This window comes from Streptomyces sp. NPDC048111 (genome assembly GCF_043202815.1).
Taxonomy (GTDB): domain Bacteria; phylum Actinomycetota; class Actinomycetes; order Streptomycetales; family Streptomycetaceae; genus Streptomyces.
The window spans coordinates 45,150-58,884 of the sequence record NZ_JBIDBD010000003.1; the positions used below are offsets into that span (position 1 = coordinate 45,150).

General features: G+C 71.7%; 11 protein-coding genes. 5 read left to right on the forward strand and 6 right to left on the reverse strand.

Annotation, left to right across the window (positions count from 1 at the left end; translation table 11 throughout):
* Positions 1-28 precede the first annotated feature (28 nt).
* Positions 29-1,216: an MFS transporter gene (locus ACGF3I_RS07950; protein WP_393129766.1), complete on the reverse strand. Its 1,188-nt coding sequence runs from the start codon at positions 1,214-1,216 to the stop codon at positions 29-31.
* Positions 1,217-1,336: 120 nt separating this feature from the next.
* A complete protein-coding gene (locus tag ACGF3I_RS07955; protein WP_393129767.1) occupies positions 1,337-2,530 on the reverse strand; it encodes a low temperature requirement protein A in 1,194 nt (397 codons plus the stop codon).
* A gap of 284 nt (positions 2,531-2,814) precedes the next feature.
* Between ACGF3I_RS07955 and argG the strand changes: the two genes are divergently transcribed.
* Positions 2,815-4,263 (forward strand): argininosuccinate synthase, encoded by a 1,449-nt coding sequence (gene argG, locus ACGF3I_RS07960; RefSeq protein ID WP_393129768.1) that lies wholly within the window; start codon positions 2,815-2,817, stop codon positions 4,261-4,263.
* 119 nt (positions 4,264-4,382) lie between these two features.
* Here argG and ACGF3I_RS07965 read toward each other — a convergent pair whose 3' ends face one another.
* Positions 4,383-5,741, reverse strand: coding sequence for a serine hydrolase domain-containing protein (locus ACGF3I_RS07965; protein ID WP_393129769.1), 1,359 nt, complete (start codon positions 5,739-5,741; stop codon positions 4,383-4,385).
* A gap of 228 nt (positions 5,742-5,969) precedes the next feature.
* On the opposite strand from ACGF3I_RS07965, the gene ACGF3I_RS07970 reads away from it, so the two are divergent.
* Positions 5,970-6,383, forward strand: coding sequence for a protein phosphatase (locus ACGF3I_RS07970; protein ID WP_393129770.1), 414 nt, complete (start codon positions 5,970-5,972; stop codon positions 6,381-6,383).
* 209 nt (positions 6,384-6,592) lie between these two features.
* On the opposite strand, the gene ACGF3I_RS07975 is transcribed toward ACGF3I_RS07970, so the two are convergent.
* From ACGF3I_RS07975 to ACGF3I_RS07985, 3 genes are all read right to left on the reverse strand, one after another.
* Entirely contained in the window at positions 6,593-7,210 is a 618-nt protein-coding gene (locus ACGF3I_RS07975; RefSeq protein WP_393129771.1) for a TOPRIM nucleotidyl transferase/hydrolase domain-containing protein, read from the reverse strand.
* A gap of 77 nt (positions 7,211-7,287) precedes the next feature.
* On the reverse strand, positions 7,288-8,037 hold the full coding sequence (locus tag ACGF3I_RS07980) for a rhomboid family intramembrane serine protease (RefSeq protein WP_393129772.1): 750 nt from the start codon (positions 8,035-8,037) through the stop codon (positions 7,288-7,290).
* A gap of 57 nt (positions 8,038-8,094) precedes the next feature.
* Positions 8,095-8,499: a VOC family protein gene (locus ACGF3I_RS07985; protein ID WP_393129773.1), complete on the reverse strand. Its 405-nt coding sequence runs from the start codon at positions 8,497-8,499 to the stop codon at positions 8,095-8,097.
* 85 nt (positions 8,500-8,584) lie between these two features.
* Here ACGF3I_RS07985 and ACGF3I_RS07990 point away from each other — a divergent pair, with 85 nt between their 5' ends.
* The 3 genes from ACGF3I_RS07990 (at position 8,585) to ACGF3I_RS08000 (ending at position 13,390) form a co-directional block, all read left to right on the forward strand.
* A complete protein-coding gene (locus ACGF3I_RS07990) occupies positions 8,585-9,646 on the forward strand; it encodes a helix-turn-helix transcriptional regulator (protein WP_393129774.1) in 1,062 nt (353 codons plus the stop codon).
* Positions 9,647-9,674: 28 nt separating this feature from the next.
* A complete protein-coding gene (locus ACGF3I_RS07995; protein ID WP_393129775.1) occupies positions 9,675-10,436 on the forward strand; it encodes an SAM-dependent methyltransferase in 762 nt (253 codons plus the stop codon).
* Positions 10,437-10,921: 485 nt separating this feature from the next.
* On the forward strand, positions 10,922-13,390 hold the full coding sequence (locus tag ACGF3I_RS08000) for a collagenase (RefSeq protein WP_393129776.1): 2,469 nt from the start codon (positions 10,922-10,924) through the stop codon (positions 13,388-13,390).
* Positions 13,391-13,735: the final 345 nt, after the last annotated feature.

Sequence of the window (13,735 nt, forward strand, 5' to 3'; positions counted from 1 at the left end):
TGGGACGAGGTGTGGTTCGGGGGGTCCGTCAGGAACTCGGGACCGGTTCGGCGGGCCGCTCGGCCACCGTGACCTTGCGGGCCGACGAGGCGTGCGCGAGGGCGGCGACGGCGAGGATGACGAGGGCGACGGCCGGGATCGGGCCCGCGCCCATGCCGGGCAGCAGGGCGCTGCCGATGAAGCTGCCCAGGCTCATGCCGAGGTAGAGGGCGGCCGCGTTCATGGCCAGGATGAGTCCGGGCTGGGTCGGCAGCAGGTCCACCAGGCGGGCCTGTTGGGGTGCCTGGTACATCTGGCTGAAGAAGGCCCAGATCGCGAAGAGCACCAGACCGGGTGTGGAGTGCGGTGCGATCAGGAGCAGCACGAATCCGGCGGCGAGGCCGGCGACGGCGATGGTGATGGTGCGCGAGCCGCCGAGCTTCTCGGCGATCCGCGGCGACGAGGCGTTGCCGAGGACCCCGATCACGCCGAAGGCCAGCAGGGTGGCCGAGATCAGCCCGGAGGAGGCGTCGAAGCGTTCCTTGAGGTAGGCGCCCGCGATGCCGTAGACGGTGAACTGGGCCGCCATGAACAGCAGCGTCGTCGAGACGGTCGAGAGCGCGGCGGGGGTGCGCAGGGTCGCGCGGTAGGCCTTGACGGTGGGCGGCTCGCCGGCCGGGATCTCCGGTACGTACACCGCGACGAGCACGCAGCCGAGTGCCGACAGTGCGGCCACTCCGAGCATCGCCGGGCGCCAGCCGAGGCTGCCGCCGAGGAACGAGGCGAGCGGGACGCCGAGCACCGCGGCGGCCGTCATGCCGGCGAACACCGTGGCCAGCGCACGCTGACGGCGCTCGGGCGGCACGATGAGCGAGCCCGCGGCGGAGGCACCCGGCCCGAACACGGCCGCGCCCATCGCGCCGACGACCCGGGTCACGGCGAGGAAGCCGTAGTTGGGGGCGAGGGCGCCGAGGGCCGCGCCGACGGTCAGCAGCCCGATGCCGAGCAGCAGCACCCGCTTGCGGTTCCAGCGGCGCAGCAGGATCGGGGCGGCCGGGGCGAACAGAGCGAACGTGAGCGCGAAGACGGTGACCAGGAAGCCCACGCGAGCCGGCGCGACGTGCAGGTCGTCTCCGATGGGGCCGTTGAGGCCGACCACTGCAAGTGAGATCGTCCCCAGACTGAAATAGCCCAGCGACAACGCGAGCAGGGCCGGTGTCGAACTGCGGGACGGCATCACGCCACCTCCTTTTCCATGCCGGAAATCTTGAGTACGCAGGAACGTTAGGGGCCGGGGACCGCTGGTTTCGCGCTCGGCGGGCACCCCCGGGAGCACTTCGCCAGGTCCCTGGCCGTACTACGTCAACTGGGGCTCCGACGTGGCTCGTTGGGCCCTGTGAAAGATCATCGGCACGGCCCGTCCGGTACTGATCAGCCAGTGTTCGAGGCCGTTCACGGCGATCAGCAGGACGGCCGCGAGGCCGAGCGTGACGACGCCGGGGAGCCAGGGCGCGGCGGCGCCGAGCGCGAACAGCAGGAGCGCGGCGAGGAAGCGGGTCAGGGAGGCCGCGCCGAACATGCGCCGCCGGGTGTAGCAGAAGGTGAGGGTGAACAGCGCGGCGCCCACGGGGAGCAGGGCGGCGGCGATCCGGTGGGGCACCTGGGCGGGCTCCACGGCGATCCGGTCGGCCCCGACGGAGACGAGCAACAGGCCGAGCACGAGCACCAGATGGCCGTAGCTGAGCACGTCGCGCACCACGATCGCCGGGGTGGGGTGGGTGCGCAGGGCATGGGCGATGGCGGAGGCCACCAGATGGAAGTAGAGCCACCACAGCGCGCACCCGGTCAGGAACGCGAGGGAGACGGCGAGCAGTTCGAGCGCGCCGAGGCTGCGCCCCGCGACCCGGGCGCCGACGGACACCACGTTCTCGCCGAGCGCGATGATGATGAACAGCCCGAAGCGTTCGGGCAGATGGTTGACGCCGAACGCCAACTGCCGCAGGTGGCCGCTCAGTACGAGCGGGGCGAGGATCTCGGCGACCACCGCGACGGCCCAGCCCGCGGTGCGCAGCGGGGCCGGGAGCACGGCGGTCGCGAACAGGACGAGCGCGAAGGCGAGGCCCGCGCGGTAGGGGTGGATGGTGTAGTTGGCGCACTCGCGCCGGATCGCCTCCCCGATGAGCAGCCGCAGCGCGAGATAGCACCCGGCGTAGAGCAGCGCCTCGGAGCGGGTCTCCAGGGCGTGCGGGGCGGCGACGCTCATACCGTACGTGGCGAGCCCGGCGAGCAGCAGGAAGACCCGCTGCAAGGTGGTCTCGTGCACGGCGTTCATCGCCATGACGACATCGACCCAGGCCCACCACAGCGGCACCAGGACGAGCAGACAGCTGCCGAGCGTGGCCGCGTCGGGCCGCTGCGCCAGCACGTGTGCGATCTGGCTCACCCCGAAGGCGAGCACCAGGTCGTAGAAGAGTTCCGTCCAGGTCGCCCGGTCCCGGGCGTCGACGAACCCGGCTTCCGCGGACCGTACCTGACCAGCGAGGTAGACCACCGCTGCACCTGCTCCCCTCGATCGACGGGAATTCTGGTTGCAGCGCCCAATCTGTCCGTACGTCCCGGGTCGTCCCGTGCGGGAGGCCGCCGCGGCGGCGCATTGCCGCAAGTCGCGGCGGGCGCTATCGCAACTCGCCGCACCTCTTCGGGCGCCCGCGGGAGCCGGCGAGCGCCCGCGGGGTCGGCCCCCCGGGCGCTCGCCGGGGCCGGCTCACGGGGGCCGGTCACGCGTATGCACAGGAGCAGCTTGCATAAACATTCAGGAAGATGCATACTCTTCCCATGTCCAAGGTTCTCACCTCCCTGCCCGCCGGCGAGCGCGTCGGCATCGCCTTCTCCGGCGGCCTCGACACCTCCGTCGCGGTCGCGTGGATGCGCGACAAGGGTGCCGTCCCGTGCACCTACACCGCCGACATCGGCCAGTACGACGAGCCCGACATCGCGTCGGTGCCCGGCCGCGCCAAGGCCTACGGTGCCGAGATCGCGCGCCTGGTCGACTGCCGAGCCGCGCTGGTCGAGGAGGGCCTGGCCGCGCTCGCCTGCGGCGCGTTCCACATCCGCTCGGGCGGCCGCGCCTACTTCAACACCACCCCGCTGGGCCGCGCCGTCACCGGCACGCTCCTGGTGCGGGCGATGCTGGAGGACGACGTCCAGATCTGGGGCGACGGTTCGACGTTCAAGGGCAACGACATCGAGCGGTTCTACCGCTACGGCCTGCTCGCCAACCCGCACCTGCGGATCTACAAGCCGTGGCTGGACGCCGACTTCGTGACCGAGCTCGGCGGCCGCAAGGAAATGTCGGAGTGGCTGCTCGCCCACGACCTGCCCTACCGGGACAGCACGGAGAAGGCGTACTCCACGGACGCCAACATCTGGGGCGCCACCCACGAGGCCAAGACCCTCGAGCACCTGGACACGGGTGTCGAGACGGTCGAGCCGATCATGGGCGTGCGCTTCTGGGACCCGTCGGTGGAGATCCCCACCGAGGACGTGACGATCGGCTTCGCGCAGGGCCGCCCGGTCACCATCAACGGCAAGGACTTCGCCTCCCCGGTGGACCTCGTCATGGAGGCCAACGCCATCGGCGGCCGCCACGGCCTGGGCATGTCCGACCAGATCGAGAACCGGATCATCGAGGCCAAGAGCCGGGGCATCTACGAGGCCCCCGGCATGGCCCTGCTGCACGCGGCCTACGAGCGGCTCGTGAACGCGATCCACAACGAGGACACGCTCGCCCAGTACTACAACGAGGGCCGCCGGCTGGGCCGTCTGATGTACGAGGGCCGCTGGCTCGACCCGCAGGCGCTGATGGTCCGCGAGTCGCTCCAGCGCTGGGTGGGCTCGGCCGTCACCGGCGAGGTCACCCTGCGGCTGCGCCGCGGTGAGGACTACTCGATCCTCAACACCACGGGCCCCGCGTTCAGTTACCACCCCGACAAGCTGTCGATGGAGCGCACCGAGGACTCCGCGTTCGGCCCCGTGGACCGGATCGGCCAGCTGACCATGCGCAACCTCGACATCGCCGACTCGCGCGCCCGCCTGGAGCAGTACGCGGGGCTCGGCATCGTCGGCACCGCCCACCCGGAGCTCATCGGCGCGGCCCAGGCCGCGGCGACCGGCCTCATCGGCGCCATGCCGGAGGGCGGCGCGGAGGTCATCGCCTCCCGCGGCGAGGTCTCGGGCGACGACGAACTCCTGGACCGCGCGGCGATGGAGTTCGGCACGGACTAGCCGGCCGGACCGGCAGTCCCCGGCGTGCGAGGCGGGCCGTCCCCGGTCGGGGGCGGCCCGCCTCGGCCGTGTTCCGGAGCGGCCGGGCCTCGCTCACGCGCCCGCGCCGCGCCCCTCCCCTACCGGGACGAGGCCGAGGAGGAGGGCGAGGCGGGGGGTTCCACCACGGGGATGTCGAACACGTGGCCCGGCGTGACGATCTTGGTGACCGCCTGGCCGAACAGCGTGCTCGGCTCGTTCCCGTCGTGCTGGATGTCCGTGTTGAGCAGCACCACGAGGGTCGCCTGTGCCTCGGGCAGGTACACGGTCAGGGACTCGTAGCCGGGCAGTGAGCCGTTGTGGCCGATCCAGCCCTGGACGTTGAAGATGCCGAGGCCGTAGCCCGCGCCGGGGATCGCCGACGGAACCGTCTTCAGGCGTTGCGCCTGCGTGCCGGGCGAGAGCAGGGAGCCGGTGGCGACGGTGCGCGCCCAGCTCTTCAGGTCGCCGAGGTCGGAGATCATCGCGCCGGCCGCCCAGCCCCAGGACGGATTCCAGTCCGTGGTCACCTCGACCTTTCCGGACAGGGTCTGGTTGGTGTAGCCCTGGGCGTGCGGGCTGGGGAAGGCGGCGTCGGTCGGGAAGACGGTGTGGGTGAGCCCGGCCGGCTTCACGACCTTCTGGTTGATGTACGCGGCGAGCGGCATGCCGCTCGCCTTCTCGACGACCAGACCGAGCAGCACCAGATTGGTGTTGCAGTACAGGAAGTCCTTGCCCGGCTGGAACAGCACCGGGTGCTTGAAGGAGTAGGCGAGCAGCTGCTGCGGGGTGAACGGCCGCGTCGGGTCGGACAGCAGCGCCTTGTCGAACGCCTCGTCCGCCGAGTAGTTGAACAACCCACTGCGCATTTCAGCCAGTTGACGGAGCGTTATCTTGTCGCCGTTGGGCACGCCCGGGACGTACTTGCCGATCGGGTCGTCCAGGCCCAGCTTGCCCTGGTCGACCAGCTGGAGCACCGCGGTGACCGTGAAGGTCTTGGTCTCGCTGCCGATGCGCATGTACAGGTCCGGCGTCATCGGCGTCCCCTTCGCCTTGTCGGCGACGCCGAAGGTGCGGACGTAAGTCCCCTTGCCGGGGGCCGACAGGCTCACCATCACTCCGGGCACGTCCGCCTCGGCCATGACCTTCTTCACGGCGCTGTCCAGGCGCGCGGCCACGGCGGGAGTGAGCTGCGCGAAACCGCCGTCGCTCGACGCGGACCCGGACGGGGAGGTGGACGCGGAGGGCGAGGTGGACGCTGAGGGCGACGTGGACGCTGAGGGCGACGTGGTCGCGGACGGCGCCGTGGAGTCCGAGGGTGAGCTCGACGCCGGTGAGGACGGGGTCGCCGGGGGTGTCGTGGCGGCGTACGCGCTCCCGGCCGCCACCGGGAAGGCCAGCAGGGCGGCTGCCGCCACCCCGGCGCAGGCTCTGCGCCACTGGATCCGTGCATGCCTCATGGGCGGGGCCTCCTGCCGTTCGAGGACGTCCGGACAGAGGACTTCAGTCCGCTTCCACGCTAGGCCCGCCGGGTCGCGCCCGCATGGCGGTGCCGGAGTTGCGAGCGGTACGGGAGCGTGCTCGCCCACGGCCGGGCCGGGACTGCCCGGCCCGGCCGCCGGACGGCTGCCCGCACCGCCCGCGCCGCCCGCACAACGGCGCCGCCCCCGCCCCGTTAGGCTCGCGCCATGAACGCGACCTGGGATTCGACAGCCGACGGCGTCCTGCGGCTGCCTTCGGGACTGCTGGTCCGCGGTCGGGGGCTGCGCAAGCCGCTGCCGGCCGGGCCCGTGCCCGCGTTCGCCCTCCATCTGCGGGGCCGCAGGCCCGCTCCGGTCGCCTGGGAGAGCCGCTGGGTGCGCTGGCCGGACTTCTGGCTGCCCACCGACCGCGCCGCCTTCGCGGACGCGCTGCGCGAGCTGATGGCGCGGGCGGGGCGGGAGCGGGTGGAGGTGGCGTGCGGCGGCGGCCTCGGCCGCACCGGGACGGCCGTCCTGGACGGCCTCCCCCCTGCGGACGCGGTCGCCCATGTACGGGAGCACTATGCGCGGCGCGCGGTCGAGACGCCGTGGCAACGACGGTTCGTGGCCCGGTTCCGCTGACGCGGCTCGGCGGGATTCGGCTGGCCCGGCTGACCCGGCTGACCCGGCTGACCCGGCTGACTCGGGGGAATCAGCTGATCCGGGGCGACCGGGGCAGCGCAACCGACGCGGATCGACTGACGAATTTCGCCCGACGATGTTCGGCTGACCAACTCTGACAGCGCAACTCCCCCGCCCCGCAAGGCCCGTTCGGCGGTCTGGCCGCACGCTCACAGCGCGGCGAGGAGTGCGTCGAGCGGGGCCGGTACCTCCGCGAGGTCGAGGGCCTCCACCAGAAGGCGGCCGTACCGGATCTTGCGGCCCTTCTTCGTGCCGAGGAACCGGCGCAGTTGCAGCGGCCGGGGCCGGTCGAGCTGTGCGGGCTGGTGCAGGAACGTCTGCCAGGCGCGATCGTCACCCTCGGCGGCGACGATCGCCTCGACCCGGGCCGTACCGAGCGCGCGGATGAGCTCGTCCTCCAGGTCCGCCTCGCACACGAAGTATCCGGGCAGGGGCGCCCGGGCCCGCTGGAGGGCGCGGTCGTAGTAGCGCCGTTCGCGTACGTCGCACAGCCCGGTCAGGCGCAGGCCGAGGCCGGGCGGGCCGAGCAGGCCGGCGTAGCGGCCCACGCTCATCGCGCCGCCCATGGCGATGACGCACACCCCCTCGGCGCCGAGGTCCCGTCCGCGCCGTGCGGCCAGCGTCTCGACGGCCGCGAAGTCGCTCGCCCCTTCCAGCAACACCGCGGTGTGCAGGCCGAGTTCGGCCGCCGACTCGGTCGGTCCGCCGCCGGGCCCGCCCGCCGCCCAGTGCGCGACCGCGTCCCTGAATGCCCAGATGTCCGCCATGGAGCGAGTCTGCGCTTTCGGCGGTCTGTGCGACACCGAATAGTGCGGCGGGCCGGGTCCTGCCCGGCCCGGCGCCTTCAGAGCAGGCCGAGGTCGCGGAGTTCCTTGTGCAGATCGGCGCGGCTGCCGGCATCCGGCGCGCCCGGTGCGGAAGCCCGGCCGAGGGCGGCCGGGCCGTCGTCGACGGCCGCGGCACCGGGGTGCCGGTCGCGCAGGACGTACGCACCGGCCATGCCGCCCACCAGTCCCCCGAGGTGCGCGAGCCAGCTCACGCCGGGGGTGCCGGGCACGGCGACGGTCACCAGGTAGGCGAAGGACGCCGCCATCACGACACCGATCAGTGTGTCGACGAGGCGCCGGTCGAAGAGCCCGCGCAGCACCACGTATCCGAAGTAGCCGAAGATGACGCCGCTGGCGCCCACCCCGAGCGTGTCGGTGCCCTGGAACACCCAGACCGCGAGGCCGCTGGTGACCGCGACGAGCAGGGTGAGCCAGAGGAACCGGACCACGCCCCGGTAGGCGGCCAGGAATCCGAACACGAACAGCGGCCCGGAATTGGCCTCGATGTGGCTCCACCCGAAGTGGAGGAACGGGGCGACCAGGATGGCGGGCAGCCGGCTCATGTCGTGCGGAACGACCCCGAAGTCCAGGTCGAGCCGGTAGTCGGACAGCCAGTTGACGATCTGCAGGGCCCAGACGACCGCCATGAAGCCGACCATGACGAAGAGCGCCTTGCGCGCCTCCGCGATCATCTCCTCGGCGCTCTGCCGTCCCGCCCGCTCCCAGCCCCGCCACGCCTTGCCCACCGATGCCCCCGTGCCCTTCACGCCCCACCGCGGTGTGCCGCGGCGGCTACTCGTCCGGTTGCATAGTAGGCCGGCCCCTCACCCACCGAGCCGCGCCAGAGCGCCCTCGGTGACGGGGGTGAAGAAGTTCACCAGGTGGCCGTCGGGGTCGCGCACGAGGAGCGAGCGGTTGCCCCACGGCATCGTGGTGGGCTCCTGAACGCACTCCTCGACCAGCCCGGAGTCGATCAGGTTCCGGTGGACGCCGTCCACGTCCGCGACCCGGAATTCGAGGATGACGCTCCGGTTGTCGGCGGGGTGCGCGGCGCCGGGCGCGAACATCGGGACCGTGCGGGTGCTGCCGATCGCGAGGGTGGCCGACGCCGTCCTGAGTTCGGCGAAGTCCTCGGTGGACCAGTCGGCCGCTGTGCCGGTCGCGCGCTCGTAGAAGGTGACGAGGCGGGTGATGTCGCCCGTGATGACGCGGATCGAGACGAAGTCCATGGTGCTCTCCCTGAGTGCGGATGTGGGATCACGCTACGATTCATACCGGACAGAATCCGCCCGGTATGCGCGAGAGACTTTCGGCATGGCCCGACCCACCGCCCGTGTGCTCGCCCTTCTGGAGCTGCTCCAGTCCGGCGGCGTCCGCCCCGTGCCCGAACTCGCCGCGCGGCTCGGTGTGGACGAGCGCACGGTGCGCCGCTACGTCCAGCACCTGCTGGAACTCGACGTGCCCGTGGTCTCGGTGCGCGGGCGCCACGGCGGCTACCGGCTGGCCCCCGGCTACCGGATGCCACCGCTGATGCTGAACGACGACGAGGCGCTGGCCGTCCTGCTCGGTCTGATCGCCGGCCGGCGCGTCGGCCTGATGCCGGGCGCGGACGTGGCGAGCGAGACCGCGGCGGCCAAGATCCGCCGGGTGCTGCCCACGCGCCTGGGCCGCGCACTCGACGCCCTGCTCGACACCCTCGCGATCACGACGCCGCAGGCCGCGCGGGGCGGCGCCGCAGGCCGGCCCCGTGGCCCGGCGGCGCCCCGCAGCACCGTTCTGCTCCCCCTCGCCGACGCCGCCCGCCACCACCGGCCGGTGGCGATCCGGTACGTCGCGGCCGACGGCCACAGCAGTGAACGCACCCTGCATCCCTACGGGTTGGTGGCTCACGCGGGCAACTGGTACGTCACCGGAGCGGATCCCGCCATCGGCGCGGACCGCACGTTCCGGGTGGACCGCGTCCAGGACGCACGGACCCTGCCCGGCTCGTTCACCCCGCCCTCGGGCGTCGACCCGGTCGAGCGCGTTCTGTCCGCGCTCGCCGGGGCCCCGTACCGCCATGAGGTCACTCTCCGCGTCCAGGGACCGGTCGAGCGGATCCGCGCCGGCCTGCCCGCGAGCCTCGCCACCCTCACCGAGCTGACACCGGGCGGCGGCGTGTCCGAACCGCCCTGGTTCCGGGCCGAGTTGCGGGTGGAGCGGCTCGACTGGCTTCCGGCCGTGCTCGCCGGCCTCGACCTGCCGTTCGTCATCGAGCGCCCCGACGCCCTGCGCGGCCTGGTCGCGGCCCTGGCAGCCAGACTCGCCCACGCGGCCGAACCGCCCGGCGACGCCGGCCGTGACACGTCCCGAGCGACCCGCAATCCGGATGCGTGACGCGCCCCTGTGCTGCGACGCTCCCCCGATGAACCGTGAACAGATCTCCCAACTCGCCCACGCGGCACACCCGATCGCGGCTCCGCTCGGCGACGACTCCGTGCGGCGGCTCCTTGAGCATGCCGTCGTCCGGGACGATTCCCGCGTCCTCGACCTAGGCTGCGGCGGAGCCGAATGGCTGCTGCGCCTGCTGGCCGCCCACCCCTCGGCGCGGGCGGTGGGGGTGGACGTCTCGGGGGCGGCGCTGGAGCGCGCCCGCGCGGCGGCCCGTAGTCGCGACGTCCACGAGCGCCTCGCCCTGCACCGCGCGGAGGCGGCGCGGTTCACCGCGCCCGAGCCATTCGACCTGGTGCTCAGCGTCGGGGCCACGCATGCCTTCGGCGGGCTGCTCCCCACCCTCGCCGCGGCCCGCGCGCAGCTGGCGCCGGGCGGGCGCGTCCTGGTCGGGGAGGGCTTCTGGGAGCGCGATCCCAGCTCCGAAGCAGTGCGGATGCTGGGCGAGTTGAGCGATCTGGCGTCCACGCTCGACCAGGTCGTCGGGGACGGCTGGACACCGGTCCAGGCCCACATCAGCACGCGCGAGGAGCTCGACGCCTACGAGTGGGCCTGGTCGGGTTCGCTTGCGTCGTGGGCCCTGGACCATCGGGGCGGCCCGGACAGCGCGCAGGCCCTGGAGGTGGCGACGGCGCACCGCGACGAGTGGCTGAGCACGTACCGGGCCTGCTTCGGCTTCGTCTGCCTGATCCTGCGGCAGACGGACGAACAGCCCCGGGACGCCGAGGTCGCATGACCGGCAGGACGCCCAACGCCCGTCCACCACACAGGAGTTGACCGGTTCGGCGAGTTGAAGCAGCGGGCCGCCGAGCAGCACTCGCGGGCATGGGAGCCGTGCAGGAGCCGGCTCGCGGGACACCGGAACCCCCAGTCATTACCTCCGGTTTACCCGCGCTCCCTTCCCAAGCCATGTGACATATGCAATTTTACAGACGCGCAGGAGCGAGCCGCGTTCATGCCAAACGATCAGTTCGGCCCGTGGGTCATCGGGTCTGCTTCGCCGCGTCCCGCACCAGGGACGGCGCGCCCTGAGTCGGGGCGCGCACCTCCCCGCCGCGGGATGGCGGCGCAGCACCCGGGGCCCGCGGTACCCCCACCGCCGCGCCCCGGCGCGGCCTTCACACCGCTGGGAGGCGGCACGTGAACACCCGACCCGAGAGACAGAGACGAAGTCTCACCGGCCTCTTGATACTTGCCCTCGCATTCTGTCTGGGCCTCACCATGCTGACGCAGCAGGGCCGCGCGGCCGCCGCCAACGGACCGGCGGGAACGCCGGGACCGGCCGCCGGGGCGACCGGCGCCGGCGGCGCCGCGGCCAAGTCGGCGCCCCCGCTGGTGGGTTCGAAGGCCGAGGTGACCGATCGCTCCGACAGCCGCCGCAGCCCGATCGACGCCAAGCACCTGCCGCCGAAGCAGCCGGTGCCCGCGCCGGCCCCGCAGAAGGCGAACGGCATGGCGGCCAGGGGCGCCGCGGCGTCCTGCACCCCGGGCGACTTCGGGAGCCGGACGGGATCCGCGCTGGTCTCCTTCGTCCAGGCGTCCACCACGGACTGCGTCAACACGCTGTTCGGCCTGACCGGGACCGACGCGTACAACGCGTTCCGCGAGGCCCAGATGGTGACCGTCGCCAACGCCCTGCGGGACACGGCGCGCACCTACCCCGGCGACAACTCGACCAACGTGTGGCAGCTCGTGCTGTTCCTGCGCGCCGGTTACTACGTGCAGTCCAACAACTCCTCCGCCGTCGGCCCCTACGGGGCCACCCTGGCGACGGCGAGCGAGGGCGCCCTCGACGTCTTCACCGCCTCCCCGCACTTCATGGACGTGAGCGCGGCCAACGGCGACATCATGGGCGAGGTCCTGATCCTGACGGACAGCGCCAACGAGCAGGCCCGCTACCTGAACACGTACAAGAAGGTGCTCAACGCCTACAACAGCTCCTACGACGCGTACTGGAGCATGGACACGGCCGTCAACGACGTGTTCACACCGCTCTTCCGCGGCCACTGGAACCCGGCGTACATCTCGGCGGTGACCGCCGACCCGAGCATCATCGACACGCTGAGCACGTTCACCCTGAACCACCTCGCGAAGCTGAACGACGCGTGGTTCTACCTGGACGCCAACGCCGGCAGCGAGATGACCCGCTTCCTCGACACGCCCGCCCTGCAGGCCAAGGTGCGCCCGCTGGCCAAGAACCTCCTGGCCAACTCCGCCGTCACCGGCACGACCGCGCCGCTGTGGGTCGCGGTGGGCGCGATGACGGACGCGTACGACAAGGCGCAGTGCTCGTACTACGGCACCTGCGACTTCATCGGCCAACTCACCACCGCGGCACTGCCGATCACCTACCACTGCGACGCCGACCACACCTTCCGCGCCCAGTCGCTGACCGATGCCGCGCTCTCCGCGGCCTGCACCAGCGTCAAGGGCCAGGACGCGTACTTCCACAGCATCGTCAAGGACAGCGGTCCGGTGGCGAACGACCACAACACGAACATCGAGATCGTGACGTTCGCGAGCCCGAAGGACTACCAGACGTACTCCGGCTGGATCTTCGGCAACAGCACCAACAACGGCGGCGAGTACCTGGAGGGCGACCCCTCCGACCCGGCCAACCAGGCCCGCTTCCTGTCGTACGTGAAGAGCGTGGGCGACGGCTTCCCCGGTGACATCTGGAACCTCAACCACGAGTACACGCACTACCTCGACGGCCGCTACGACATGGCCGGCGACTTCAACGCCGGGCAGGACGTGCCGGACATCTGGTGGATCGAGGGCTTCGCCGAGTACGTCTCGTACAGCTACCGCGGCATGGCCGACACCGAGGCCATCGCGGACGCCGCCCAGCACACCTACGCCCTGAGCACCCTGTGGGAGAGCGCGTACAGCAACTCCGACCTGACCCGCACCTATCCGTGGGGCTACCTGGCCACCCGCTACATGGTGGAGAAGCACCCGGCGGACGTGCAGGACATGCTGGCCAAGTTCCGTTCCGGTGACTACAACGGCGCGTACGCCGTCTACCACACCGGCATCGGCACCCGGTACGACGCCGACTTCAACACCTGGCTGGACGCGTGCGCGGCCGGCGCCTGCGGCGGCACCAGCAGCGGTCCGACCGCCGCCTTCGACGCGGCCGTCTCCGGCCTGAAGGTCACCCTGACCGACAAGTCGACCGACACCGGCAGCACCATCACCACGCGCTCGTGGAACTTCGGCGACGGCACGACGTCCACGGCCACCAACCCGACGCAGACCTACCAGGCCGCCGGTACGTACACGGTCTCCCTGACCGTGACCGACGCGCAGGGCCGCAGCGCCACCGCCACGAAGTCGGTCGTCGTGACCGGCGGCCTGCCGGCTTGCACCGACCCCGACACCCGTGTCATGGGCCAGAACTGCTCCCGCTCGGGCTTCTCGGGCGCCAAGGGCGACCTGGACTACTTCTACCTGTACCTGCCGGCCGGCAAGGTGACACTCAAGATCACCACGACCGGCGGCACGGGCAACGCCAACCTGTTCTACAACCCCACCACCTGGGCGACCAACAAGGCGTACACCGCCCGCTCGGTGAACTCCGGCAACAAGGAGAGCATCACCATCACCAACAAGACCGCCGGCTACCGCTACATCAGCCTGTACGGCCAGACGGCGTTCACCGGCGTAACGATCACCACGTCGTACTGACCCCACCCACCCGACCTCACCTCTCCGATCCCACCCACCTGACCCCACTCCTCCGATCCCGGCCACCCGATCCCACACCTTAGATCCCGGCCGAGCGATCGAACTCGGTGCCGCCCCGGTTGCCCGGGGCGGCATCGCGCCGTTGGGGCGGGATCGCACTGCTGTGCTGCTGGGGCTGGATCGTGCTGCTCGGGCTGGATCGCGTCGTCGGGGGCTGTGGTGCTGCGGAGGTTGTTCCGCCGGGCGCCGCAAGCCCGGGCAAAGTTGTCAAGGTCCTCTACCCGACAACGCGAATATGGGCGAAGTGCCATAGACCTGGCCTGCGGGTCCCGCCTACCGTCCTCC

What these genes read in the sequence shown, in the direction of transcription:
- ACGF3I_RS07950 (WP_393129766.1), bottom strand. Translation starts at nt 1,216, where the DNA reads ATGCCGTCCCGCAGTTCGACACCGGCCCTGCTCGCGTTGTCGCTGGGC.
- argG (WP_393129768.1), top strand. Translation starts at nt 2,815, where the DNA reads ATGTCCAAGGTTCTCACCTCCCTGCCCGCCGGCGAGCGCGTCGGCATC.
- ACGF3I_RS07965 (WP_393129769.1), bottom strand. Translation starts at nt 5,741, where the DNA reads ATGAGGCATGCACGGATCCAGTGGCGCAGAGCCTGCGCCGGGGTGGCG.
- ACGF3I_RS07970 (WP_393129770.1), top strand. Translation starts at nt 5,970, where the DNA reads ATGAACGCGACCTGGGATTCGACAGCCGACGGCGTCCTGCGGCTGCCT.
- ACGF3I_RS07975 (WP_393129771.1), bottom strand. Translation starts at nt 7,210, where the DNA reads ATGGCGGACATCTGGGCATTCAGGGACGCGGTCGCGCACTGGGCGGCG.
- ACGF3I_RS07985 (WP_393129773.1), bottom strand. Translation starts at nt 8,499, where the DNA reads ATGGACTTCGTCTCGATCCGCGTCATCACGGGCGACATCACCCGCCTC.
- ACGF3I_RS07990 (WP_393129774.1), top strand. Translation starts at nt 8,585, where the DNA reads ATGGCCCGACCCACCGCCCGTGTGCTCGCCCTTCTGGAGCTGCTCCAG.
- ACGF3I_RS07995 (WP_393129775.1), top strand. Translation starts at nt 9,675, where the DNA reads ATGAACCGTGAACAGATCTCCCAACTCGCCCACGCGGCACACCCGATC.
- ACGF3I_RS08000 (WP_393129776.1), top strand. Translation starts at nt 10,922, where the DNA reads ATGCTGACGCAGCAGGGCCGCGCGGCCGCCGCCAACGGACCGGCGGGA.